This window comes from Variovorax sp. 679, from assembly GCF_003952185.1.
GTDB lineage: Bacteria > Pseudomonadota > Gammaproteobacteria > Burkholderiales > Burkholderiaceae_C > Variovorax.
Genome location: NZ_RXFS01000012.1, coordinates 108,356 through 133,348, shown reverse-complemented (window position 1 = coordinate 133,348; position 24,993 = coordinate 108,356). Strand labels below are relative to the sequence as shown.

Annotated in this window: 20 protein-coding genes; 14 read left to right on the top strand and 6 right to left on the bottom strand. The window is 68.8% G+C overall.

Translation table 11 applies throughout. From position 1 onward, the window contains the following. Positions 1 to 197 precede the first annotated feature (197 nt). The 12 genes from EJO71_RS27805 to EJO71_RS27750 all read left to right on the top strand — a co-directional run bounded on the left by EJO71_RS27805 (position 198) and on the right by EJO71_RS27750 (position 12,069). Positions 198 to 1,772: a serine hydrolase gene (locus tag EJO71_RS27805; protein WP_125951847.1), complete on the top strand. Its 1,575-nt coding sequence runs from the start codon at positions 198 to 200 to the stop codon at positions 1,770 to 1,772. Positions 1,773 to 1,859: 87 nt separating this feature from the next. Then, positions 1,860 to 2,378, top strand: a complete 519-nt coding sequence (locus EJO71_RS27800) for a hypothetical protein (protein ID WP_206169056.1) — start codon at positions 1,860 to 1,862, stop codon at positions 2,376 to 2,378. A 255-nt stretch (positions 2,379 to 2,633) separates the two neighbouring features. Continuing rightward, positions 2,634 to 3,665 carry an ABC transporter substrate-binding protein gene (locus EJO71_RS27795; protein WP_125951848.1) on the top strand — a complete coding sequence of 344 codons (1,032 nt, stop codon included), beginning with the start codon at positions 2,634 to 2,636 and terminating at the stop codon, positions 3,663 to 3,665. Between the two features lie 6 nt (positions 3,666 to 3,671). Then, a complete protein-coding gene (locus EJO71_RS27790) occupies positions 3,672 to 4,454 on the top strand; it encodes an ABC transporter ATP-binding protein (protein ID WP_125951849.1) in 783 nt (260 codons plus the stop codon). A 10-nt stretch (positions 4,455 to 4,464) separates the two neighbouring features. Next, on the top strand, positions 4,465 to 5,322 hold the full coding sequence (locus EJO71_RS27785) for an ABC transporter permease (protein WP_125951850.1): 858 nt from the start codon (positions 4,465 to 4,467) through the stop codon (positions 5,320 to 5,322). 52 nt (positions 5,323 to 5,374) lie between these two features. After that, on the top strand, positions 5,375 to 6,757 hold the full coding sequence (locus EJO71_RS27780; RefSeq protein WP_125951851.1) for an FAD-dependent oxidoreductase: 1,383 nt from the start codon (positions 5,375 to 5,377) through the stop codon (positions 6,755 to 6,757). After that, the gene (locus EJO71_RS27775; RefSeq protein ID WP_125951852.1) at positions 6,754 to 7,923 is read left to right on the top strand and encodes a CoA transferase; all 1,170 of its coding nucleotides are present in this window, start codon (positions 6,754 to 6,756) and stop codon (positions 7,921 to 7,923) included. Before EJO71_RS27780 ends, EJO71_RS27775 begins: the two co-directional genes overlap by 4 nt. After that, the gene (locus tag EJO71_RS27770; protein ID WP_125951853.1) at positions 7,920 to 8,696 is read left to right on the top strand and encodes an enoyl-CoA hydratase-related protein; all 777 of its coding nucleotides are present in this window, start codon (positions 7,920 to 7,922) and stop codon (positions 8,694 to 8,696) included. The genes EJO71_RS27775 and EJO71_RS27770 overlap by 4 nt, the downstream gene beginning before the upstream one ends. A gap of 28 nt (positions 8,697 to 8,724) precedes the next feature. Continuing rightward, positions 8,725 to 9,045 (top strand): ferredoxin, encoded by a 321-nt coding sequence (gene fdxA, locus EJO71_RS27765; RefSeq protein WP_125951854.1) that lies wholly within the window; start codon positions 8,725 to 8,727, stop codon positions 9,043 to 9,045. Between the two features lie 27 nt (positions 9,046 to 9,072). Further along, positions 9,073 to 9,987 (top strand): LysR family transcriptional regulator, encoded by a 915-nt coding sequence (locus EJO71_RS27760; RefSeq protein ID WP_125951855.1) that lies wholly within the window; start codon positions 9,073 to 9,075, stop codon positions 9,985 to 9,987. Between the two features lie 154 nt (positions 9,988 to 10,141). Then, positions 10,142 to 11,050, top strand: coding sequence for a hypothetical protein (locus EJO71_RS27755; RefSeq protein ID WP_240651535.1), 909 nt, complete (start codon positions 10,142 to 10,144; stop codon positions 11,048 to 11,050). Then, entirely contained in the window at positions 11,047 to 12,069 is a 1,023-nt protein-coding gene (locus EJO71_RS27750) for a hypothetical protein (protein WP_125951856.1), read from the top strand. The genes EJO71_RS27755 and EJO71_RS27750 overlap by 4 nt, the downstream gene beginning before the upstream one ends. On the opposite strand, the gene EJO71_RS27745 is transcribed toward EJO71_RS27750, so the two are convergent. The 6 genes from EJO71_RS27745 to EJO71_RS27720 all read right to left on the bottom strand — a co-directional run bounded on the left by EJO71_RS27745 (position 12,041) and on the right by EJO71_RS27720 (position 21,376). Further along, positions 12,041 to 12,622, bottom strand: coding sequence for a nucleotidyltransferase family protein (locus EJO71_RS27745; RefSeq protein ID WP_240651536.1), 582 nt, complete (start codon positions 12,620 to 12,622; stop codon positions 12,041 to 12,043). The two genes, EJO71_RS27750 and EJO71_RS27745, sit on opposite strands and share 29 nt — an antisense overlap. Positions 12,623 to 12,627: 5 nt before the next feature. Further along, on the bottom strand, positions 12,628 to 13,086 hold the full coding sequence (locus tag EJO71_RS27740) for a RidA family protein (protein ID WP_125951857.1): 459 nt from the start codon (positions 13,084 to 13,086) through the stop codon (positions 12,628 to 12,630). Further along, positions 13,083 to 14,051: a transglutaminase family protein gene (locus tag EJO71_RS27735; protein ID WP_125951858.1), complete on the bottom strand. Its 969-nt coding sequence runs from the start codon at positions 14,049 to 14,051 to the stop codon at positions 13,083 to 13,085. The genes EJO71_RS27740 and EJO71_RS27735 overlap by 4 nt, the downstream gene beginning before the upstream one ends. 34 nt (positions 14,052 to 14,085) lie before the next feature. Beyond that, complete coding sequence (locus EJO71_RS27730; RefSeq protein WP_125951859.1) at positions 14,086 to 14,907, bottom strand: basic amino acid ABC transporter substrate-binding protein; 822 nt, start codon at positions 14,905 to 14,907, stop codon at positions 14,086 to 14,088. A 124-nt stretch (positions 14,908 to 15,031) separates the two neighbouring features. After that, positions 15,032 to 17,791 carry a circularly permuted type 2 ATP-grasp protein gene (locus EJO71_RS27725; RefSeq protein WP_125951860.1) on the bottom strand — a complete coding sequence of 920 codons (2,760 nt, stop codon included), beginning with the start codon at positions 17,789 to 17,791 and terminating at the stop codon, positions 15,032 to 15,034. Positions 17,792 to 17,854: 63 nt separating this feature from the next. After that, entirely contained in the window at positions 17,855 to 21,376 is a 3,522-nt protein-coding gene (locus EJO71_RS27720) for a transglutaminase family protein (RefSeq protein WP_125951861.1), read from the bottom strand. A 141-nt stretch (positions 21,377 to 21,517) separates the two neighbouring features. On the opposite strand from EJO71_RS27720, the gene EJO71_RS27715 reads away from it, so the two are divergent. Then, positions 21,518 to 23,977 carry a DNA internalization-related competence protein ComEC/Rec2 gene (locus tag EJO71_RS27715; RefSeq protein WP_125951862.1) on the top strand — a complete coding sequence of 820 codons (2,460 nt, stop codon included), beginning with the start codon at positions 21,518 to 21,520 and terminating at the stop codon, positions 23,975 to 23,977. Positions 23,978 to 24,137: 160 nt separating this feature from the next. Continuing rightward, positions 24,138 to 24,986 (top strand): enoyl-CoA hydratase family protein, encoded by an 849-nt coding sequence (locus EJO71_RS27710; RefSeq protein WP_125951863.1) that lies wholly within the window; start codon positions 24,138 to 24,140, stop codon positions 24,984 to 24,986. Positions 24,987 to 24,993: the final 7 nt, after the last annotated feature.

Below are 24,993 nucleotides of genomic sequence, written 5' to 3'. Positions count from 1 at the left end.
CCCTCGAATAGGGGATGTACGCTGGTGCGCCGTTGTCGCTGTCGGCCTCATGGTCCACACTGAAGCTCCACATGGGCGGGCGGCAGGGTTACCCGAATTGGACGGGGAGCGCAATGCAATGGACAGCTACTCGCACGAAGCTGGTGCATCCTGCTCACGCGGCAAGATGAGAATCCAGAAACACGCAAGACACAGCAATGACGACAACAACAGCACTTTCTTCGATTTCCCGGCGCGGCATGCTGCGCCTGTCGCTCGGCGGCACCGCCATGGCATCCATTCCCGGCCTCGGCTGGGCCGCGACCGGCGCCGCAAGTCCCGCCTTCGCCGACGGCCTGGCGCGCAGCCGCCCCAAGGCGCAGGGCATCTCGCCCGCATCGATCCTGGCCTTTCTCGACGATGCCGAGCGCGGCGCGTTCGAGCTGCACGGCTTCATGCTGTGGCGCAACGGCCACGTGGTGGCCGAGGGCTGGTGGGACCCCTACAAGCCCGAGCGCCGGCACATGACGCACTCGCTGACCAAGAGTGTCACCGTGTGCGCGGTCGGCATGGCGATCGCCGAAGGCAAGTTCGGGCTCGACGACAAGGTCGTGTCCTTCTTTCCCGAGCACCTGCCGGCCACGGTCAGCACGAACCTCGCGGCCATGACCGTGCGCGACCTGCTGACCATGCGCACGGGCCACGAGTCGATGGTGTCGGGCTCGGTGTGGCGGCCTATCCGCACGAGCTGGATCGCGGAGTTCTTCAAGATCCCGGTGGTCTACGCGCCGGGCAGCAAGTTCGTCTACACCAGCGCCGCCACCTACATGCTGTCGGCCATCGTCACGAAGACCACCGGCCAGTCTGTGGCCGACTATCTCAAGCCGCGCTTCTTCGAGCCGCTGGGCATCACGGGCTATGAATGGGACGTCGGGCCCGAAGGCATCTCGCCCGGCGCCAACGGCCTGAGCTGGAAGACGGTCGATTCGCTCAAGCTCGGCATCCTGCATGCGCAGAACGGCATCTGGAACGGCAAGCAGGTTCTCACGAAGGCGTGGGTCGATTCGGTGCACGCTCCGCACACCAAGGACCGCTACGGCTACCAGTGGTGGCTGGGCCCGAACGGCGCCTACAACGCCGATGGCCTCTTCGGCCAGTACTCGGTGGTGTTCCCGGAGCACAACGCGGTGCTCGCGCTCAACTCTGCGCTGCCGCCCAAGGCGGGCTTCAACGCGGGCATCCTGTACAAGCACTTTCCGGCGGCGTTCGGCCCCGTCTCCGGCGTGCCCGCCAGCGAGAAGGACAATGCGGCGCTCAAGGCCCGCACGCGCTCGCTGCAGCTGCTGTCGCCGGTGAAGCCGACGAGCTCGCCCGTTGCCGCGAACGTCTCGGGCCAGCGCTACGAGTTCGCCGAGAACGCCGAGAAGATCAAGTCCGTGCGGCTCGACTTCGCATCCTCGGGCGATGCCTGTACCTTCACCATGGAGGACGAGCGCGGCGCGCACAAGGTGCAGGTCGGCCTGCGCAGGCCCGTGGAAGGCGACACCACCGTCACCGGCAACAAGCTGCACCACGAGTACCAGCCCGACGTGATGCGCGTGGTCGCCAGCGGCGAGTGGCTCGACGCGCGCACCTTCGTCATGACGTGGACCTTCGTGGAGTCGGCCTTCCGGGACACGGTGGTGTGCCGCTTCTTGGGGCCGTACATGCGCTTCGACCGCAGCGTGAACGTCAACTCCAGCGCGACGGAGATGCCCACGCTGACCGGAACGCGGGCGAAGGCTGCCGCCTAGGCCGGCTTCACCATTTGAGAGGCGCTTTTACCGGCGCTTCACTTGCCGGACAAATTCCCGGGCGGGCCTCGTGGCTCAATCTGCTCCATGCATATTCCGTCGGACGTCACGGTCTTCACGCAGGTGCGCTTCTGGTTGCTGGTGCTGTGCTCGCTGATATTTCCGGCGGCGATCTTCATCACGCTGTTCGTGCGGCGCGAGTTCTCGAAGAAGACCGTGTTCGCCTTCGGGCTGCTGCTGATCGTGCTGGCGGGCGTGGACATCTTCGTGCTGCGCGCACTCTCTCTCGAGGCCCAGGCCACGCCTTCGCTGGCTGACGACATCGTCTTCTCGTCGGAGCTGTCGATCGCGCTCTACATCATTCCTGCCGCGTTCGGCACCTTCGGGCTGAACATGGTTTCGCATGTGCTGATGCACTACCTGAAGCAGAAGGAAGCGCGCTTCGAGGCGCATCGGCAGCAGTCGGAGCAGCAGCAGCGGCCGCGGCCCGTCGTCGTTGCACCGCGGCATCCGAGGACGCCGGGTGCGCGACGCGCCAAGCCGGCAGCCATGGCGGACCGCCGCCGTGCGGCGGTACATGCCCCCGCTTCCCGTCAGGACGCCTGAGCGGGCCAGCAGGCCCTAATCGTTTTCCCGAAGATGGTGCGCGCCGCAACGGCGCATGCACCGCAATGTCATTGGGGGCGCGCAAGGAGAACTATTTTTTAGTTCGCCCGTTGCGAAAAACGGTGCTTGGTGCGCTCGCACCCCGCTCCTAGCATTCGCCTCGCTGGCCCCACGGATGCCTCGCTGCATCGCAGGCCGGCACACACGCACAGCCGAATGCCTTCACCTCATTGCATCGAAGAAAAGGAATCCGCCATGGCCCATCTCCGCGATCCCGGTCGCCGAAGTCTTCTCAAGACCTCCCTCATCGCCGGCGGACTCTCCGCAGGCGGCCTGCTCTCGGTCGGTGCCTTCGCGCAGGGCAAGGCGCGCATCAACATGCAGCTGGGGTGGATCGTCGGCGGCAACCAGATCGGCGAGGTGGTCGCCAAGCGCATGGGCTTCTACGAGCAGGAGGGCATCGACTTCGCGATCCAGCCGGGCGGGCCGAACATCGATGGCGTGGCCATCATCGCCTCGGGCCGCTACGAAGTGGGGCAGGTCTCGTCGAGCCCGTCGATCATGCTGGCCGTGTCGCAGGGCCTGCCGATCAAGTGCTTCGCCGTCGGCGCGCAGAAGCATCCCTACACCTACTTCTCGCTGGCGAAGAACCCGGTGCGCAAGCCGGCCGACCTGGTCGGCAAGCGGGTGGGCATCCCGTCGACGGCGGCCATCCTGCTGCGTGCGCTGCTCGCGAAGAACAAGATCGCCGAGAAGGACGTGAAGGTGGTCACCATCGGCGCCGACATGTCGCCGCTGCTCACGGGGCAGGTCGACGTGGTGACGGGCTGGCTCACCAACACCACCGCCATCAAGGTGCTGGGCCCCGACATCGCCACGCTCACGCAGTGGGATGCGGGCGTGCGCCTCTATGCGTTGCCCTACTACGCATCGACGAAGACGCTGGAGACGCAGCCCAAGGTCATCGAAGCCTTCCTGCGCGCTACCGCCAAGGGCTGGCATCACGTGCGCGCCAACCGCGACCAGGCGGTCGACATGCTGGTGAAGGAATACCCGAACCTCAAGCGCGAGGACGAGCGCGTGGCGGTCGACGCGATGCTCGAGTACGCCTTCGGCGGCGCGGCGCAGACCCAGGGCTGGGGTGCGATGGACCCGGCCGTGTGGCAGGAGCAGATTTCCACCTATGCGGAGCTGGGCCAGTTCACCGCGCGCACGCCCAAGGTGGAAGACGTGATCTCGCTCGACGCGCTGAAGGCGACCGCCGCCGCGCGGGCCATGAAGGGCTGACGCGCGATGGCCGCCGTTCTTTCCGCTCCCCCGGCCATCGCCTGCCGCGACATCGGCGTGCGCTTCTTCACCGAGCGCCGTGACGTCACCGCCATCAAGAGCCTCGATCTCGAGGTGGCGCAGGGCGAGTTCCTCACACTGCTCGGGCCTTCCGGCTGCGGCAAGTCGACCTTCCTGCGCGTGGTGGCCGACCTGCTGCCGCCCAGCCGCGGCAGCATCGAGGTGTTGTCGTCCACGCCGCAGGCCGCGCGGAAGAACCGTGACATCGGCTTCGTGTTCCAGGACGCGGCGCTCCTGCCCTGGCGCACCGCGCTGCAGAACGTCGAGCTGCCGCTTCAGGTGGGCGGCGGGGCAGGGCGCAAGGGCCGCCGCTCGCCGCTGGAGCTGCTCGAACTCGTGGGCCTGAAGGACCGCGTCAACGCCTTCCCGCACGAGATGTCGGGCGGCCAGCGCCAGCGCGTGTCGATCGCGCGGGCGCTGGCGAGCGACCCGAAGATCCTGCTGATGGACGAGCCCTTCGGTGCGCTCGACGAGATCACGCGGGACCGGCTCAACGAGGAGATCCTGCGCGTGTGGCGCGAGACCGGCGTGACCATTCTTTTCGTCACCCACAGCATCCACGAGGCCGCCTTCCTCGGCCAGCGCGTGCTGATGCTGGCCGCCAACCCGGGGCGGGTGCGCGAGATCGTGCCGGTCGAGCTGCCCGCCGAGCGCACGCTCGAGATGCGCGAGACACCCGAGTTCGTCCGACTCACGAGCCACCTGCGGCGCGTGCTGGAAACCTGCTGAGGCCGAAGCCATGAATACCCGTTCCATCGATTCGGCCGTGCCGGGCGCGCTCGGCGCGCCGGCGGCCTCGGCCGACCCGGAGTACATCGCCTGGGCGGCCGCGCGGCAGAAGCGCATCTGGCGTCGCCGCATCCTGCCGGCGCTGGGCATCGTCGGGCTGATCCTGCTGTGGTGGGCCGTGATCGTCGCGTTCGGCGTCAAGCCCTTCATCGCACCCACGCCGTGGGCCGTGCTGGAGACGCTCTACGCCAAGCGCGACGTGCTGCTCGACAACCTGCTGCCCACGGCCTTCGAGGCGGCAGGCGGCTTCGTGCTGGGCAACCTCGCGGCCATCGTCGTCGCGACGATCTTCGTGCACAACAAGACGCTGCAGGACATCTTCTTCCCGGTGGTGCTGATGTTCAACGCCGTGCCGCTGGTGGCCAAGGCGCCCGTGCTGGTGCTCATCATGGGCAACGGCGTGGAGCCGAAGATCACCATCGCCGCGCTGGTGTGCTTCTTCCCGACGCTGGTGAACATGGTGCGCGGGCTGGAGTCGGTGAATCCCCAGGCGATGGAGCTGATGCGCGTGCTGTCGGCCAGCAAGACCGAGATCTTCTTCCGCCTGCGGCTGCTCAACGCACTGCCATACCTGTTCTCGGCCCTGCGCATCGCGGCGTCGATGTGCGTGATCGGGGCGGTGGTGGGCGAGTGGGTGGGTGCGACGGTGGGCATCGGCGCAATGATCCTGCAGGCCACCTTCAACTTCGACTCGCCGCTGCTCTATGCCGCGATCGTGATGAGCGCAACGCTCTCCGGGTTGTTCTTCCTGCTGGTGACGCTGGCGGAAAAGTGGGTCATCCGTTGGCAGCCCGAAAGCACGCACTGACGCGCCCGGTGCACTTCACACACATCCAAACATTTCAACAGGAGATAGTTCTATGAGCCGTATTGGCGACTGGATGCAGGAGCCCGCGCACGACGTGCGCGTGGCAGCCGAATCGGACGTGGTGGTGGTCGGCGGCGGCCCCGCCGGGCAGGCCGCGGCGCTGGCCGCCGCGCGCAACGGCGCGAGCGTGACGCTGCTGGAGCGCTACAACCACCTGGGCGGGCTGGCCTCGGGTGGCATGGTGCTGGTGCTGGACGACATGTGGGACAGCCACCAGCAGGAAATTTCGGTGCGCGGCATCTGCCTGGAGATGATCGAGCGCATGTCGGCGCTGGGACTGGCCGAGTACCCGCGCCAGCACGAATGGGGCACGCTGCCCGAATCGGTGCGCCGCTGGAAGCGCTGGGGCACCTACGACTTTCACAGCAAGGAGAAGCCGCACCCGATCTGCTTCGCCGCCGCCTTCGATCCCGACGCATGGAAGCGCACCTCGCTCGAGATGGTGCTGCAGGCCGGCATCGAGCTGCGGCTGCATTCGTGGTTCTCGCGCACGCTGGTCGAAGACGGCAAGGTCAGGGGCGTGGTCTGCGAGACCAAGGGCGGGCGCGAGGCCATCCTGGGCAAGGTGGTGATCGACACCACCGGTGACCTCGACGTGGCCGCGTCGGCCGGTGCGCCGCACATCAGCGGCAGCTACATCGTGACGACCGTGTTCCGCCTCGGCGGCGTCGACACCGAGGAGGCCGAGCGCTTCGAGCGCGAAGAGCCCGAGGCCTGGCAGGCGCTCGACCGCGAGATCAAGCACATGCTCGGCGGCGCCTGGGAGGCGTGGTGGCTCAAGACGCCGCTGCCGGGCGTGGTGTGGTGCAACTGCCCGCACATGCCGGGGCTCGACGGCCTGAAGGTGAGCGATCTGACGCGCGCCGAGGTGCAGGGCCGCGCCACCATCCACAGGGTGATCGACTTCGTGCGTGCCAAGCTGCCGGGCTTTGCGAAGTGCACGCTGATCGACATGGCGCCGCAGACCGGCATCCGCCAGACCCGCCTGCTCGAAGGCGCCTACGTGATGACCAAGGAAGACGTCGCCCAGCGCACGCGCTTCGAAGACAGCGTGGCGCGTGGCCGCGACTACTACTACCCGTACCGCACGCTGCTGCCGCGCAGCGTCGAGAACCTGCTGGTGGCCGGGCGCCACTACTCGGCCACCTCCGCCGCGCAGAAGATCTCGCGCGAGATCCCGCCCTGCATGGCGATGGGCGAGGCCACCGGCACGGCCGCGGCGCTGGCGTTGAACGCGGGCATCTCGGTGCGCGAGGTCGACATCGCGAAGCTGCAGAAGACGTTGCGAGCCCAGGGCGCCGACCCCGGTGACCAGAAGGGGCCGAACGCCGACGTGCCGGCGATCGCCCGTTCGTTCGAGAAGGAGGCCGCATGACGACCACGACCGATGCACTGCCGCTCGACGGCATCCGCGTGATCGACTTCACGCAGGTGATGATGGGCCCGGTCTGCACGCAGATGCTGGCCGACCACGGCGCCGACGTGATCAAGATCGAGCGCAAGGGCGCGGGTGACCTGAGCCGCTCGACCTTCGCGCCGGTGGCGGGCGAGGACAACCCGATCTTCTGCAGCCTCAACCGCAACAAGCGCAGCGTGGAGATCGACCTGCGCGACGAGGCGCAGATGGAGCTGGTGAAGGCGCTGATCGCCGGTGCCGACGTGGTCACCAACAACTTCCGCGCCGGTGTGATGGAGCGGCTGGGGCTGGGCTACGAGGACTGCAAGAGGCTGAACCCGCGCATCATCTACGCGGTGGGTACGGGCTACGGAGAGACCGGGCCCTACGCCCACAAGGGCGGCCAGGACGTGCTCGCGCAGGCGCTCACCGGCGTGATGGCGCGGCGCGCCGATGCCTCGGTGCCGGTGTCGATCTACCCCACGGCGCTGGCCGACTACACGGCCGGCATGCACATGGTGCAGGGCATCCTGCTGGCGCTGCTGCAGCGCGAGCGCACGGGCGAGGGGCAGAAGATCTCGGTGTCGCTCTACAACTCCATGCTGGCCATGCAGATGCAGGAGGCGGCCATGGTGATGATGGAAGACTCCGAAGTGAACTGGGCCGCCATGCCGCTGTCGGGCGTGTTCGACACGCAGACCGGGCCGCTGGTGCTGGTGGGCGCGTTCAAGGCCAATCCGCTGCGCGACATCTGCACCGCGCTGGGGCTCGAAGACCTGTCGCTCGATGCGCGCTACGCCACGCTGTCGGCGCAGTTCACCAACAAGACCGCGCTGCACGACGTCTTCCGCGAACGCTTTGCGAGCAACACGCGCGAGCACTGGCTCGTGAAGCTCGAGGAGCAGGACCTGCTCTCCGCCGCGGTGCGCGACATGCGCGAGGCGCTCGTCGATCCGCAGACGCTGCACAACGGGATGATCCTCGAAGGCGGCTCGCCGTCGGGCCGGGCGCTGAAGTTCATCGGCAGCCCGATCCAGATGTCGGGCGCCAAGGCCGGCCTGCGCCGCGAGCCGCCCAGGCTCGGGCAGCACACGGTCGAGGTGCTGGCCGAGGCCCGCGCGCTGATCGAGGAGGCCGACGCATGAGCGTTCTCTTCGAAGTCGCCGACCACGTCGCCACGGTCACCATCGACCGGCCCGAGGTGCTCAATGCGGTCGACCTGCCGACGGAGGCCGAGCTGCAGCGCGTCTGGACCGAGATCGAGTCGCGCGACGACATCCGCGCGGTCGTGCTCACCGGCGCGGGCGAGCGGGCGTTCTGTTCGGGCGCGGACCTGAAGAACACCTCCAACCTCAAGGGCGTGGAGTACTGGGCCGCCGCGCGCCCCGGCGGCTTCGGCGGCATCGCGCTGCGCGAGACGCTCGACGTGCCGGTGATCGCGCGCGTCAACGGCCTTGCGCTGGGTGGCGGCTTCGAGATGGTGCTGGGCTGCGACATCGTCGTGGCCTGCGAGGAAGCCAGCTTCGGCCTGCCCGAGCCGCTGGTCGGCCGTTTGCCGCTCGATGGCGGCATGCTGCTGCTGCAGCGCCAGATTCCCTACCGCCAGGCCATGGGCATGATGCTCACCGGTCAGCGGGTGAGGGCTGAGCGCGCGCTGGAGATGGGCCTGGTCAACGAGGTGGTGCCGCGCGCCGAACTCGACACGACCGTGAACCGTTGGGTGCAGCAGATGCTGGCCTGCGCGCCGCTCTCGCTCAAGGCGATCAAGCAGGTGGTGCGTCGCACCGGCACGCTGGCGCCGGCCGAGGCGCACCGCATGCGCTTGCCGGCGCTGGTGGCTGCGCTGCAGTCGCAGGATGCCGACGAGGGTGTGCTGGCCTTCCAGCAGAAGCGCAAGCCGCAGTGGCTGGGTCGCTAGGCCAGCCAGGTCAGCGAAGGTACGTGCCATGCCCCACGTCATCACCGGCGCCTGCATCGACGTCAAGGACGGCGCCTGCGTCAAGTGCTGTCCGGTCGATTGCATCTACGAAGGCGAGCGCACTCTGTACATTCACCCGGATGAATGCATCGACTGCGGCGTTTGCGTCTCGGCCTGTCCCACGCAGGCCATCTACGAAGACCTTCGGCTGCCGCCCGAAATGGCACATTTCACGGCCATCAACCGCGACTTCTTCGCGGCGAACGTCAGCGGGCTCGGCTCGCCCGGCGGCGCCGATGCGAAGCGCGTGGCGTGCGACCACCCGGCCATTGCAGCGCTGCCCCGCTGATCGGGCACCCTGCGGGAGGGCCGGCTGATGCATGCCAGCATCCTCAAGTACTTCATCGAGGTCGCGAGCTGCGGCTCGGTGCGCAAGGCCTCGGAGCGGCTCTTCGTCGCGGCGAGCGCCGTCAACCGCCAGATCCACAAGCTGGAAGACGAACTGGGCGTGGAGCTGTTCGACCGCATGCCCAACGGCCTGCGCCTCAACGCGGCCGGCGAGCGGCTGCTCAAGCACGCGCAGGAAACGCTGCACCAGTACCAGGTGATGCGCACCGAGCTCGATGCGCTCAAGGGCGAACGCACCGGCCACGTGAAGGTGGCGGCGATGGATTCGTTCTTCGAAGATCTTCTGCCCTCGGCGGTGGAAGACTTCCTGCAGGTGTTCCCGGCCGTCACGTACACCATCACCGCGGTGCAGCCGATGGACGTGCCGCAGATGGTGATGTCGGGCCAGGTCGACGTGGGCATGACCTTCGTGAGCCGGCTGCCCGGCGGCGTGGCGGCGGTGGCGCTGGCCAACCTGCCGATCGGCGTGGTGATGCCGCCGGGCCATCCGCTGGCCAACCATGCGCGCGTGTCGCTGAAGGAGTGCGCGCGCTATCCGTTCTTGCGCTCCAGCTCGCACCCGGTCATCAGTGCCGCGCTGTCGCCCGAGTTCGCCTCGTTCTGGGACGACATGGAGCCGGCCGCCACCTGCAATTCGACGCCCATGCTCAAGCGGCTGATCAGGGCCGGCAAGGGCATCTCGTGCTTCTCGAAGATCGCCTTCATCGAGGACCTGAAGCGCGGTGAGCTGATCTGGCGGCCCTTCGAACTGCCAGCGCTCGACCAGCTGCAGGTCGGCATCGTGGTGCCGTCGCAGCGTGTGCTGCCGCACGTGACGCAGAATTTTGTAGGCCGCATGGCGCGGCGGTTGACGCAGCTCGAGATTGCCGCCGCCGCCGTGTGAACGAACGTGGGCGGTGCGCCGGCTGCAGTTCGCATGAACGTTCGGTCGGCCGTGCCGGACGCCTTCTAGAATCGCCGACGCATTTCTTTCGCGGCCGCACACGGCCCGTCCGGAGCGCAACGCTCCTTCTCATTTCTTCTCTCTTTTCCCCCTGATGCATTTCGGATCCCGACTCACGCTTTCCTCGGCTTTTCTCGCGCTTTCCTTTTCCGCTGCCTGCGCCGCATCCACCCCGCAACTCGTGCTCGTACCCGATGCCGCCAAGGCATCGGAAGCAACGCAGGCCCCCGCGCTCGACCGCGCCGTGACCGCCTTCGCCGGCATGGCGTCCGGCTCCTACTACTGGCCGGAAGGGTTGCTGGCCGAGCAGCTGATCGCGGGTCTGGCATCGCCGCGCCATCGGCAGCAGCAGGCTTTGCCGGGCGGCCGGCGGCTGCTGTCCTCGTACCGCATGCCGAATGGCGGCAGCGAGCGCGCGGCCTTGCTGGTGGACGACCGCAGCGGCAAGGTGCTGGCTGCTGCGCTGGTGCACCGCGAATGCGGCGTCGGCTCGTCGGGCACAGGCTGCCGCGATGACCAGCATGCCGTGCTCTCCGTCTTCCTGCGCCCGGGCATCGACCGCGCGCAGGCACAGCCTCTGCTCGAATGGAGCCGCACGGTGCCGAAGGAAGACCTGGATTCCGGCGAGGCCGAGAAGTTCGAGAAGACCGAATACACGACCATGGATGCGGCCCACACCAAGGCCCGGCCCGTCGTGCGCCAGAAGGGTTTTTCAGCGGCCGTGCCGCTTTATCCGAGCGCGGTGATCTACCGCACCGGGCAAGATGCGCTGAGCGACAAGAAGGCCAGGCGCGTGCTGCGGCTGCAGACCGTCGACAGCGTCGAGCAGGTGCTGGCGTTCTACAAGCAGCTGTCGCCGCCGCTCGACAACCTGGAGTCGGAACTGGAAGGCCGCTCGGGCTACGTGCTCGGCAGCCGTGCGGGCGTTGCCTTCTCCGTCAATGCCAAGTCGCCGCGCGACATGCCGGCCATCACCAACATCGAAATCGAGATCGCCGAATGAATGCCACGCTGATTTGCAGGAGCGCCATCGCATCGCTTCTGCTGCTTGCCGGCGCACTCGGCAGTACGGCGCACGCTGCGCAGCCTGACGCCGCGGCCCCGGTGACCACCGAGCTGCCGCCGCCGAAGACGAGGCTCAGCGAGCAGCCGAAGATCCGCGGCGCGGTGATCGCCATGGTCGGCTACGCGCGCGGCAGCTATACCGATGGCGACAGGCTGATCGCCGCGCAGGTGCTCGACGGCATGCGCTCGCGCTTCGACGTCACGCGCACCGTCTGGCCCGACGGTCGCACGGTGATCGCGTCGGTGAGCGGCGAGGGCCACGGCGAGGAACGCTCGGCGCTGCTGCTCGACGGCGAAGGCCACCTGCTGGCGCTGGGGTTGGTCAACGGCCATTGCCGCGATTCCACCGGGCGCGACGAGCCCAAGGTGTGCAACCCGGCGCCGCAGGCCGTGCTGACGGTCTTTCATCCCGCCGGCGCGAAGCCTTCCGACGCCGATCCGCTGGTCGCCTGGAGCAGGGTGCTGCCTTCGTACCACGCGCTCATGGCGGAAAGCGACGACCCCGCGGAGGCTGCCGCCGCCCAGAAGATCGCCAGCGTCGAGTACATCGTGGGCCAGCCGACGGCGCCGGGTTGGCGCGACGCGCAATTGCCGGCGGGCTTTCCGGCTTCGTTGAAACCGCTGCTGATCCAGGCGGCGGAGGTGAACAGCACCGCCAGCGCCGGCAAGATCGTGATGCCCAAGGGGCTGGCCGGCAAGCCGATGTACACGGACCGCCAGAACGCTCAGCTCAAGGGCGCACGCTGGCCCGACGCCGAGGTGACGCTGCGCAGCTACGCGGCATTCGACGACCTGATCGCCACCTACCGGGAGCTGGCCAAAGAGGCGAGCGTGGAAGCCGGCGACCGCGAGGCCGTTTTCAGCGGCACCAGCGGCGCGGGCCGCTACACCATCCGCCTCCGCGACGCGAAGGAGACCGGTGTGTTCGTCACCGTATCGAGCTGGAATCGCAAGTGACGATGCGCAGCCACGGCCAGCGGGCCTGGTAGTCGCGCGCCTTCACGTCGAACATCTGCGGCATCGGCAGCATCGGGTTCATGCGCAGGATGCCGGCGGCCAGGTCGCCGAGCCCGTCGGGTGCGTAGAGCGAGTCGTCGGCCAGGTCGAGGCCCACGCGGGTGCAGGCGATGAGGTAGCGGTCGATGCCGTCGCGCGCGGACTTAAGGCGCGGGTAGGGCGCGTTGAAGCGCTGTTCGTACCAGAGGTGCACGCGTGCCTGGTTCTTGACCTCGACCGTCGCGCCCAGGTCGGCGACGGCTTCATGCACGCGGCGGATGACGGCGTCTTCAGCTTCCCACGACAGGTCGCGGTCGTCGAAGTAGAAGACGTCGTAGTCCTTCACGCCCCAGCCCGGCGGCCGGCCACTGGTGTGGTTCCATGCCGCCTGGAACAGGCAGCCGGCCGTGAGGAAGCCCTGTTCGAGCCCGAGGCCGGGGAGGCGGGTTGCCAGCGCCGCGTTGACGGGATCCTGCATCGCCTGCGCGATGAGGTCGTCGGGCGTCAGCGTCAACGCGATCAGCCGATTTCGGCGATCAGCTCGATCTCCACGCAGGCGCCCATCGGTATCTGGGCCACGCCAAAGGCGCTGCGCGCATGCGCGCCCTTTTCGGGGCCGAAGACTTCGGCGAAGAACTCGCTCGCGCCGTTGGTCACGAGGTGCTGTTCGGTGAAGGTGCCGACCGAATTGACCAGGCTCATCACCTTGACGATGCGCTTGACCTTGTTGAGGTCGCCCACGGCCGCATGCAGCGTGCCGAGCAGGTCGATGGCGATGGCGCGAGCTGCCTGCTTGCCTTCCTCGGTGCCGATGTTGGCGCCGAGCTGGCCGGTCCAGACCTTGCCGTCCTTCTTCGCGATGTGGCCCGAGAGGAACACGAGGTTGCCGGTCTGCACGAAGGGCACGTACGCGGCTGCGGGGGCGGAGACGGGGGGCAGGGTGATGCCCAGGCTGGAAAGTTTGTCGTAAACGCTCATGGAGACTCCTTGTCTTGGGAAGGCGATTGTGTCTGTGTTTGCGGCAGGCCATCGACCACTTCCCCCACCGGCTGCACGGTCACGCCGACGCTCAGCGTGTGCCTCGCGCCGCCATGGAGTACGCCGCGCATCGGCGACACGTCGGAGTAGTCGCGGCCGATGGCCAGGGTGACGTAGTCCTCGCCGGGCTGGCGGCCGTTGGTGGGGTCGAAGTCGACCCACCCGCCGGGACTGCCGCCGGTGCCGTCGTCCTCGCCGGGCAGGTACACCGACACCCAGGCGTGCGAGGCGTCGGCACCCACCAGCCGGGGCTGGCCCGGCGGCGGCTGCGTGAGCAGGTAGCCGCTCACGTAGCGCGCGGGCAGGCCCATGGTGCGGAAGCACGCGATCATGATGTGGGCGAAGTCCTGGCACACGCCCTTGCGCTGCGCGAGGGCCTCGACGGCGGGGGTGTTGATCTCGGTGCTCTCGGCGTCGTACGCGAAGTCCTCGTACATGCGCTCGGTGAGATCCATCGCCACGTCGAAGGTGGGGCGTCCGGGTACGAAGCTGGCGCGCGCGTAGGACACGAAGTCGTCGTGGCGCGGCACGTAGGGCGAGGGAAAGACGAACTCCGAGGCCGCGTCGAAGGTGGCGTCCTTGCGGAAGCGGAAGCGCTCGCGCACGGCCTCCCAGGGCAGGTCGCGCGCGATGGCGGGCGACAGCACGGGCGCCGAGGTCTCGACCACGCTCTCGGCCGTGACCACGAGACGGTCGTGCGTGGCCTCGAGCGCGAAGAAGGCGCGCGTGTTGCCGTACAGGTCGGCCAGCTCGCCGCGCTGCGCGGGTGCCGGCTCGATGGCGAGCTTGTGGCTCACGAGCCGCTGCGAATCGGTGGCCAGCGGCTTCAGGTGCGCGAGATGCTGCGCCGTCTCGACCGGCGGCGAGTACTCGTAGCGCGTTTCATGAGTGACGTGGAGCAGCATGGCCGGTGCCCGTTGGGTGATGTGCGTCGCCTGCCTACTTCGACTCGGCGCCGAAGTACGAGGCGTAGATCTTCGCGTAGGTGCCGTCGGCGCGGATGGCCTCCAGCCCCTGGTTGATCTTGGCGAGCAGCTCGGCGTTGCCCTTCTTCACCGCAATGCCGTACTTCTCGACCGGAAAGCTCGTGTCGCTCACGGTCTTGAAGCCGCCGGCCGTGTTGTTGGCGAGGTAGTGCACGACCACGCCGTTGTCGGCCACCACGGCCTGCACGCCACCGGCTTCCAGTTCCTTGAGCGCCAGCGGCGTCGACTCGAAGCGCTTGATGGCGGTGCTCGACTTGCCCAGCAGCTTGCCGACGACCTCGTCGCCGGTGGTGCCGTTCTGCACGCCGACCTTCAGCGTCTTGATGTCCTCGAACTTCGTGATCGGCGAGTCGTTCTTCACGGCGATGAGTTGGCGCGCGTCGAAGTAGGGCTGCGAGAAGTCCATCGTCTGGCGGCGCTCGTCGGTGATGGTGATGGCCGACACCAGCAGGTCGCGGTCGCCCTGGTCGAGCGAGTTGAAGATGCCTTCCCACGGCGTGTTGACGAACTTCACTTCCAGGCCGGCCTTCTGCGCGACGGCCTTCACCACCTCGATGTCGAAGCCCACGATCTCTCCCTTGTCGTTCTGCGACTCGAAGGGCGTGTAGGCGGCGTCGGTGCCGACCACGAGCACGCGTGCGGCGGCCGGCGGGGGCGGCGCGCTGGCGGCGGGGGTGGGTGCGGGCTCCTGCTTGCCGCAGGCGGCGATGGCCAGAGCCGCGAAGAGGCCTGCGGCGGTGAGTGCGAAGCGGCGGTTGATGTTGTTTTTGAGCATGGGTGCCTCCTTGGGGTTTATCGGGAAACGCCGCGGAACCGGCTTTGCCGGGCCGCAGGCGTTGCCCCCGGTGAGGGGGTGTGCGAAGCGACACGAAGCGCGCGAAGCATGGGGGAGTACCGGTTCACGCTCCGACGGAGCGTAGCGATTCGGACGTGAGCGTGAAGTACCGCGTGCCGATGGCGTCCGACACATGGTAGGCCGCCGTCTCGCAGTTGGCGAGCAGCTCGACGAGGGCCGGATAGTTGGCCTCGGGCCCGGCGGCGCAGAGGTGTTCGAGCGTCCAGCCGGCCGGGTCGGGCAGCTCGTACGACAGCGCGGTGAGCTTGCCCGGCGCGCTGCCGGCCAGCCGTGCGATGCGCCCGCGCAGCGTCTGCGTGACCCATGCGAGTGAGCGCGGGTTCTCGGCGTCGAGCACCAGCAGGTCGACCATGGTGGCGACGTCGCGGCGCTGCTGGTAGCGGGCGTGGAAGGTGATGGTGCTGTCGAAGAGGGCCACCATGGCCTCGAAGCCGCTCACCTCGTGCACCGCGCCGTTCTCGAAGCCGGCCTCCAGCGCGTTCGCCAGGAAGCCCAGCCGCTCGATGTGGCGGCCGATGGACAGCAGCCGCCAGGCGTCGTCGCGCGTCATGCGGTCGGTCTGCGCGCCTGTCATGGCGGCGAGCGCGGTGCTGGCTGACTCGAGGGCGCGCAGCGCGGCGCTGGAAGCGAAGCTGCCTTCGTCGGCCTGCTCGGCCGCGCGGCGCAGGAAATCGGCCTCGGCGCGCACGATCTGGTTCCAGTTGTCCTGCGACAGGCGCTCGCGCACGGCGGCCGCGGCCTGCCGGATGCAGCGCAGGCTGAAGCCGACGCTGCCGCCGCGCTCCACGTCGCCCAGCTCGGCGATGAGCGCGCGCTCGAACACCCGGCGCGACTGCGGCGCGCTCGGCACGCCGGCCGGCACCAGCGCGTTGCGTAGCGCCATGTGGTGCAGCCATTCGAGCAGCGGACGCGAGGACTGGTCTTCGCTGCCCAGCAGGCTGAGCGTGAGGCGCGCGAGGCGCACCGCGTTCTCGGCACGCTCGGTGTAGCGGCCGAGCCAGAACATGTTCTCGGCGGCGCGGCTGGTGACCGGCGCGCGGTGCCGCGCGAGCGAGGCCGGCGTGCTGTGCGGTTGCAGCAGCGTGGTGCGGTCGACCTCGCCATGGGTCTGCACCCACACGTCGGCGCTGCTGCCGCCGCGCTGCATCGATGCGAACTGCGCGTCGGGCTCAGTGAGCCGCGCCAGTCCGCCGGGCAGCACGCGCCACGACTGCGCGCCGTCGCTCACCGCGAACACGCGCAGCATCACCGCGCGCGGCGCGATGTGGCCCGGGCCCATGTCGTTGGCCCAGGTGGGCATCTGCGACAGCGGCAGGTAGCCCTGCACCGTGTGGACGTCGCCCTCGCGCACGATGCGGCCGGCCCATTCGTCGAGCTCGCGCCGGCCGAGCTGGCTGCCGAGCACTGCGTCGAAGCTGGCGCGGCCGTCGAAGCCGGGGTAGGTGGGCTTGATGGCGCTCTCGGCCAGCTGCGGCAGCACCGATTCGAGCGCGGCGCGCTCGCCGCACCACCAGGTGGGCAGCGCGGGCAGCATGAGCTTCTCGTCGATCAGGCGGCGTGCCAGCCCCGGCAGGAAGCCCAGCAGCGCTGGCGATTCGAGAAACGCCGAGCCCGGCATGTTGGCCACCAGCACGTTGCCGGCGCGAATGGCCTGCAGCAGGCCGGGCACGCCGAGCGTGGAGTCGGGGCGCAGCTCCAGCGGGTCGAGGAACTGGTCGTCGAGCCGCTTGATGAGCCCGTGCACCGGCCGCAGGCCCTGCAGGGTCTTGAGGTAGAGCCGCTGGTCGCGCACCGTGAGGTCGCTGCCCTCGACCAGCGTGACGCCCAGGTAGCGCGCGAGGTACGCGTGCTCGAAGTAGGTCTCGTTGTACGGGCCGGGCGTGAGCAGCGCGATGTGCGGAGGCACGCCGGCCGGGCACATGCGCTGCAGGCCTTCCATCATGGCGCTGTAGGTGGCGGCCAGGCGCTGCACGTGCAGCGCCTCGAAGGCCTGGGGAAACTGCCGCGCGATGGCGAGGCGGTTCTCGAGCAGGTAGCCCAGGCCCGAGGGCGCCTGGGTGCGCTGCGAGACCACCCACCAGTTGCCGTCGGGGCCGCGCGCGAGGTCGAAGGCGGCGATGTGCAGCCAGGTGTCGCCAGGCGGCTTCACGCCGTGCAGCGCGCGCAGGTAGCCCGGGTGTCCGCGCACCAGCGCCGGTGGAATGAGCCCTTCGGCCAGCAGCTGCTGCGGGCCGTAGGCATCGGCCATCACGCGATCGAGCACGCGCACGCGCTGCAGCACGCCGGCCTCGATCTGGCTCCAGCTCTCGGGCGAGACGATCAGCGGGAACAGGTCGAGCGACCACGGCCGCTGCGGGCCGTTGGTGTCGGCATACACGTTGTAGGTGACGCCGTTGTCGCGGATCTGCCGCTCCAGGCTGGCCGCGCGCCGGGGCAGGTCGTTGAAGCCGCCCGGGCCGAGCTGTTCGAAGAAGGCGTTCCAGGCGGGCGTGAGCGGCGACTGTTCGCCGGATGGGGCCTGTGTCTGCGCCTGGGACTGCGAGGACGACTGCGACTGGGATTGCGATTGGGACTGCGACTGGCCGGGCACCGCCGGCCGTTCGGCCGCGGCGTCGTAGAGCTGCGGGGCGGCAGGGGCCGGCGCTGCAGCTCCCGTTGCCGGCCGCGCAGGCGTTGCCGGCGTGGCCTGCCCGCGCAGTTCATCGAAATGACCGGGCAGGGCCGGCGGGGCGAGCGCCGACGCCAGGGCCGCCGGAAATTCCAGTGCCTGGGCGTCGAACAGGGATTCGTTCAAAGGTTCCACAGGGGATGGATTGTCACACTGCCGTCACGGGGTGGCCGTTCGGGCAATGTGCTAAATGTCCCCTTAACGCCGCAGGTCGAGCGTGAACGGGAATTCGCGGCTGCCCGGCAGCTCGATGGTCGCCGGGGGCGTGCGCATGAGTCCGGGTGTATGGCCGGTGCGCGTGAAGCGCGAGTGGCGGCGGCTTTCCGCCTCGTAGGCGTTGACGGGGAAGGTGTCGTAATTGCGCCCGCCCGGGTGAGCGACGAAGTACTGGCAGCCGCCGAGCGAGCGCTTCATCCAGGTGTCGACCAGGTCGAAGGTCAGCGGCGCGTGGGCCTTGATGCTGGGGTGCAGCGACGAGGGCGGATTCCACGCCTTGTAGCGCACGCCCGCCACGAACTCGCCGGCCACGCCGGTAGGCTGCAGCGGCAGCACCTTGCCGTTGACGGTGACGACGTGGCGGCTCTCGTTCAGTCCGGTCACGCGCACCTCGATGCGCTCCAGCGACGAGTCGACGTAGCGCACCGTGCCGCCGGCAGAGCCTTCCTCGCCCATCACGTGCCAGGGCTCGAGCGCGTTGCGCAGCGAGAGCTCCACGCCCATGGCCTGCATCTGGCCCACCAGCGGGAAGCGGAACTCGAAGTGCGGCGCGAACCAGTCGGGATCGAAGGCGAAGCCGGCCTGGCGCATCTCGCTGATGACGTCGTCGAAGTCCATCTTCACGAAGGTCGGCAGCAGGAAACGGTCGTGCAGTTCGGTGCCCCAGCGGGTGACGGGCGCCTTGTAGGGCTCGTCCCAGAAGCGGGCGACCAGCGCGCGAATCAGCAGCTGCTGCGCGATGCTCATGCGCGCATGCGGCGGCATTTCAAAAGCGCGCAGCTCCAGCAGACCGAGGCGGCCGGTGCTGGAGTCGGGCGAGTAGAGCTTGTCGATGCAGAACTCGCTGCGGTGCGTATTGCCCGAAACGTCGATCAGGATGTTGCGCAGCGTGCGGTCGACCAGCCATGCGGGCATGTTCTGGCCGTAGATCTCGCGGTTCTTCGCGATTTCCTTCAGCGCGATCTCCAGCTCGTAGACCTGGTCGTTGCGGGCCTCGTCCACGCGCGGCGCCTGGCTCGTCGGGCCGATGAACATGCCCGAGAACAGGTAGCTCAGCGAAGGGTGGTTGTGCCAGTACAGCAGCAGGCTGGCCAGCAGCTCGGGCCGGCGCAGGAAGGGGCTGTCGGCGGGCGTGGCGCCGCCCATCACGAAGTGGTTGCCGCCGCCGGTGCCGGTGTGGCGGCCGTCGGTCATGAACTTCTCGGCCGACAGGCGTGTTTCGAACGCGGCGTTGTAGAGGAACTCGGTGTGGTCGACCAGTTCCTTCCAGTTGTGCGCAGGGTGGATGTTGACTTCGATCACGCCGGGGTCGGGCGTGACCTGCAGCATCTTCAGGCGCGGGTCGCGCGGCGGCGGATAGCCTTCCATCACGATGCGCACGCCCAGGTCGCGCGCGGTGGCTTCCACGGCCGCGACGAGGTCGAGGTAGTCCTCCAGGCGCGCGAGCGGCGGCATGAAGACGTAGAGCACGCCCGAGGCATTGCCCTTCTTCTCGGCCGCGGGGCCGTTGGCGCGACGCGGGTCGCGTACTTCGACGCACAGCGCGGTGCGCGTGACCCAGTGGGCCGATTCGCCGCGCAGGGGCTGGCGCGTGGTCGATTTGCCGGCCGTAGCGTCGTCGGGGGAGGCCGCATCGCTTTCGCCGGCATCGCCCGGCGCCTGCATGCGCAGCGAGGCGGGCACGACGGGCGGCGTGCCGAAGGCATAGGGCACGGCGCCAAGGTCTGCGCCCGCGCTGCCGACGTCACCAGTGCCAGTTCCCACGGCGTAGCGCGCACGGTAGTCGGCCGAGCTCGGCAGCGCGCCGCGCGGTGCGGTCGGGTCGCGTTCGATCAGGTACGGGTAGTCGCCCTTGCTGGCCCACGGCTGCGAGTCGAGCGGCAGGCGGTAGCCCATGGGCGAGTCGCCCGGAATGAGGTAGAGCCGGTCGTCGCGCAGGAACCAGGGGCCGGTCTTCCAGGCCGGGCCGGCGAGCGCGGGAGCATCGCCGTTCGCATTGCCGGGCTCGATGGGCAGCATGTAGCCGATCACCGCGTCGAGCTTCTGCGTGAACACGCGGCGCAGGCGCACGCGCTCCAGTTCGTCGTCGAGCTTCGAGTCGAAGGGGTCGACGTTGACGGGCAGGCGGCGTTCGCGCCAGAGGTAGTAGTAGATGTCCTCGTAGCCGGGCTGGATGTAGCGCTCGGTCAGGCCCAGCTTGTGTGCCAGCACGGTGGTGAAGCGGCGCGCGTCCTCGCTCGTGTAGTGCGTGGGAAAGCGCTCATCGGCGAACAGGTCCGGGTCGTGCCACAGGGTCTGGCCGTCGGCGCGCCAGAAGATCGACAGCGCCCAGCGCGGCAGCTGCTCGCCCGGGTACCACTTGCCCTGTCCGAAATGCAGGAAGCCGCCCTGGCCGTACTCGGCGCGCAGCTTGTGCACGAGCTCGGTGGCGTAGCCGCGCTTGGTGGGGCCGAGGGCGTCGGTGTTCCATTCGGGCGCGTCGCGGTCGGTGGTGGCCACGTAAGTGGGCTCGCCGCCCATGGTCAGGCGCACGTCGCCGGCCTTCAGGCGCGCATCGACCGCATCGCCCAGGGCCAGAACTTCGGCCCATTGCTCTTCGGTGTAGGGCTTGGTGACGCGCGGCGATTCGTAGATGCGCGTGACCGACATCTCGTGGCCGAACTCGACCTCGGATTCGTCGACCCCGCCCTCGATGGGCGCCGCGCTCGAAGGCGTGGGCGTGCAGGCCAGCGGGATATGGCCTTCGCCGGCTAGGAGGCCCGAGGTGGCGTCGAGGCCGATCCATCCGGCGCCGGGCAGGAACACCTCGCACCAGGCGTGCAGGTCGGTGAAGTCGACCGTGGTGCCGCTGGGGCCGTCGAGCGCCTTCACGTCGGGCGTGAGCTGGATCAGGTAGCCCGAGACGAAGCGCGCGGCCAGTCCGCAATGGCGCAGCAGCTGCACCAGCAGCCAGCCCGAGTCGCGGCAGGAGCCGCTGCCGTTGGTGAGCGTTTCTTCCGGCGTCTGCACGCCGGGCTCCATGCGGATCAGGTAGTTGACGTCCTTCTGGACCTGCTGGTTGATGCCGACCAGGAAGTCGATGGTGCGCTGCTCCTTGCGGTCGATCTTGTCGAGGTAGGCCTCGAGCAACGGCGTGACCGGATCGGCCACGAGGTAGGGAGCCAGTTCCTCGGCCTGCGAGGGCGTGTACTTGAAGGGGAAGTTCTCTGCCTGCGGCTCGAGGAAGAAGTCGAAGGGGTTGTAGACCGCCATCTCGACCACGAGGTCGACCGTGACCTTGAATTCGCGCGTCTTCTCGGGGAACACGAGCCGCGCCTGGTAGTTGGCGAACGGGTCCTGCATCCAGTTGACGAAGTGCTCGGCCGGCTCGACCCGCAGCGAATACGAGATGACGTTGCTGCGGCAATGCGGCGCGGGCCGCAAGCGCACGACCTGAGGGCCCAGCTGCACCAGGCGGTCGTACTTGTAGTGGGTGACGTGGTGGAGAGCGGCGTGAATGGACATGCGTTTTTGTGTGCAGTGCTGGCAGATTGCATCGAGAAGATGTCTCTGGTGAGACGCATACTAGCCGAGATGCCAAAGCAATTAACGCGCCACTGAGCGTGACTTGGGGAGGGTTTGCATCATGGTTTCGGGAGTTGTCCGATGACGCCGTCGCGCGCGTCCGGCGGTGCCGTGGGCGGGGCGGGAGCGTTCGCCGCGCTGGGTGGTTCGCTGCTCGGCGCGGCCCTGCAGCTGCAGCAGCCGGTGCTCTGGCCGACATGGATTTACGTCGGCCTGCTGGTCATGGCCGTGGCTGGCCTGGTGTGGCGGCGCATGCCGGGCAGGGTGCTCGTGTTCATTGCCTTGATGTGCGGCGCGATGGCCGGCACGGGGCTCGCTGGATGGCGTGCGACGGCCTATGCGAGCGGTGCGCTCGACCCGGGGCTCGAAGGACGCGACCTGCGGGTCACAGGCGTCGTGTCGGAGATGCCCCAGCGCAATGAAGCTGGAACGCGGTTCCGTCTCGATGTCGAGTCCGCGAGCTGGGCCGATCCGGACGCGGCCGGACAACCCGACGTACCCGACCGCATCGTCCTCGGCTGGTATTCCGAAGGCTCCGGCCTGTGGAGCCGGGCTTCCGAAAGCCGGATGCCGTCGATGGACGCTCCTGGCTCTCCGCACGCCGGCGAGCGATGGCAACTCACGGTGCGCCTGAGAGCGCCCCACGGCACCCGCAATCCTCATGGCTTCGACAGCGAACTCTGGATGTGGGAACAGGGCCTTCACGCCAGCGGCAATGTGCGGACCGGCTCCCGCGATGCGGCGCCCGTGCTGGTGGCAAGCACCTGGCGGCATCCCGTCGAGCGCGCCCGCGAAGCCGTGCGCGACGCCGTCTTCGAGCGCGTGCCCGACCGCGCCCGGGCGGGCGTGATCGCGGCCCTGGTCACCGGCGACCAGGGCGCCATCGACCGCGCGGGCTGGGACGTGTTCCGCGCCACGGGCGTGGCGCACCTGATGTCGATCTCGGGCCTTCACGTCACGATGTTCGCCTGGCTGGCCGCGCATCTCGTCGGCCTGCTCTGGCGGCGCAGCACGCGGCTGATGCTGTGCCTGCCCGCGCAGCAGGCTGCACTGGTCGGCGGCGTGCTGTTGGCCACGCTCTATGCGCTTTTCAGCGGCTGGGGCGTGCCCGCGCAGCGCACGGTCTGGATGCTGGCGACGGTCGGGCTGCTGCGCCTCACGGGCCGGCGCTGGCCCTGGCCGCATGTGTGGCTGCTGACGGCGGTCGTGGTGGTCGCGCTCGATCCGTGGGCCCTGATGCAGGCCGGCTTCTGGCTGAGCTTCGTGGCGGTGGGCGTGCTCTTCGCCACCGACTCAGCGGTGCCGGGCGAGCGGAAGAAGGGCGCAGCTTTCCGCCTGCTGCAGTTCTTTCGCGAGCAATGGGTCATCACGCTGGCGATCACGCCGTTGAGCCTGCTGCTGTTCCAGCAGGTGTCGCTGGTCGGCCTGCTGGCCAATGCCGTGGCGATCCCGTGGGTCACGCTCGTGATCACGCCGCTGGCCATGCTCGGCGTGGTCGCTCCACCGCTGTGGGACCTCGCGGCCTGGGCCGTGCAGGTGCTGGCGTTGCTGCTGCAATGGCTGGCCGGGTTGCCGCACGCCACGCTGTCGATGGCGGCGCCTCCTCTCTGGATGGCCGCCTGCGGCGTGGGCGGCGGTGCATTGCTGGCCATGCGGCTGCCCTGGTCGCTGCGTGGTCTCGGCGTTCCACTGCTCCTGCCGGTGCTGCTCTGGCAGGCGCCCCGGCCAGCGGCGGGCGAATTCGAACTGCTCGCCGCCGACGTCGGCCAGGGCAACGCGGTGCTCGTGCGCACCGCCACGCACAGCCTGCTCTACGACGCCGGCCCGCGCTACAGCCTCGAAAGCGATGCAGGCCATCGGGTGCTCGTGCCGCTGCTGCGGGCCTACGGCGAGCGCCTCGACACGCTGGTGGTGAGCCATCGCGACACCGACCACATCGGCGGCGCGCCCGCGGTGCTCGCGATGCAGCCGGAGGCCGCGCTGCTGAGTTCCATCGAGGCCGCGCATCCGCTGCAGGCGGTGCGCGCGGCAAGGCGATGCGAGGCGGGCCAGGCATGGACCTGGGACGGCGTGCGCTTCGAGGTGCTGCATCCGTTCGAGAGCGACTACCGCAGCTTCACGAAACCCAATGCCGTGTCGTGCGTGCTGCGCATCGGCAACGGGCGCGCGGCGGCGCTGCTGGCCGGCGACATCGAGCGGCTTCAGGAAACCGCCCTTGTCATGCGCACGCCGCAACTGCTGCGCGCCGACGTGCTGCTGGCGCCGCACCATGGCAGCAGGACTTCGTCGGGCGAAGCCTTCCTCGACGCGGTCCGGCCTCGCATGGCCTTCGTGCAGGCGGGATACCGCAACCGCTTCGGCCACCCGGCGCAGGAAGTGACGGTGCGCTACCAGGAGCGCGGCGTGCGGCTGATCGAAAACATCCGCTGCGGCGCGGCGCATTGGAGCAGTGCGCAGCCCACCGACGTGGCCTGCGAGCGCGAGCGCCGCGCGCGGTACTGGCAGCACCGCCCGTCTCCTGCAGAGCCGCCGGAATCCTGAAACCGTGATTTAGTTGCAAAAGTAATTTGAAAGTATGCCTTTCGAGGCATTCGCACCGGAGCCTCTTGCGTTGTATCGTTTGGCTACAACTCGGTAAACAAGGGGGCAACATGTACAACCGTCAAGACTTTCGGTGGGGCACGACCGCGGGGCGCGTCTCATGACGACCGCGGTTCCGGCCATCACCAGCGTGAACGCCGTGCCCGCGCCGGGCGCGCGGCTCAAGATGCACCGCGAAGGCCCGGTGCTGGTGCTGACGCTGAGCAACCCGGCGGCGCGCAACGCGATCAATCCGTCGGTCTACCGGACAGCCGCCAAGGTGATGCGCGCCACCTCGGGCTTTCGTACCGTGCGCGCCATCGTGCTGTGCGGGGAGGGCGAGCACTTCAGCGGCGGCGGCGACCTGCGGCGCCTGGCCCGGCAGCGGAAGCTTCCGGCATCCGAACAGCACGGCCATATCGATGCGCTGCACGAATGGATCATGGCGATACAGGAGGCGCCGCAGCCCGTCATCGCCGCGGTCGAGGGCGCCGCGATGGGCGGCGGCTTTTCGCTGTGCCTGGCCTGCGACCTGATCGTGGCCGCCGAGGACGCGAAGTTCGCGATGTCGTACGTCAACGTCGGCCTGTCACCCGACGGCGGCGGTACCGATTCGCTGGTTCGCGCGCTGCCCCCGCAGGCCGCGCTCGAGATGCTGCTCGACGGCGCGCCCTGCACGGCCAGGCGGCTGCACGAGCTGGGCGTGGTCAACAAGGTGGTGCCGCACGGGGAAGCCGGCGCCGTCGCGCTCGCCTGGGCACAGCAGCTCGCGCGCGGTCTGTTCGAGGTGCAGGCGCGCATCAAGCAGCTCGTGTACTCGGCGCGCGGACGCAGCCGGCGCGAGCAGCTGGAGGCCGAGCGCGAATCCTTCCTGACCAGCCTCTACAGCGACGAGAGCGGGGAACTCATCAAGGAATTCCTGTCGCCCCGCAAGAAGCCGGAAGCGGGCGAGGAGGAGCCCGCGTCCTGAGCGTGGA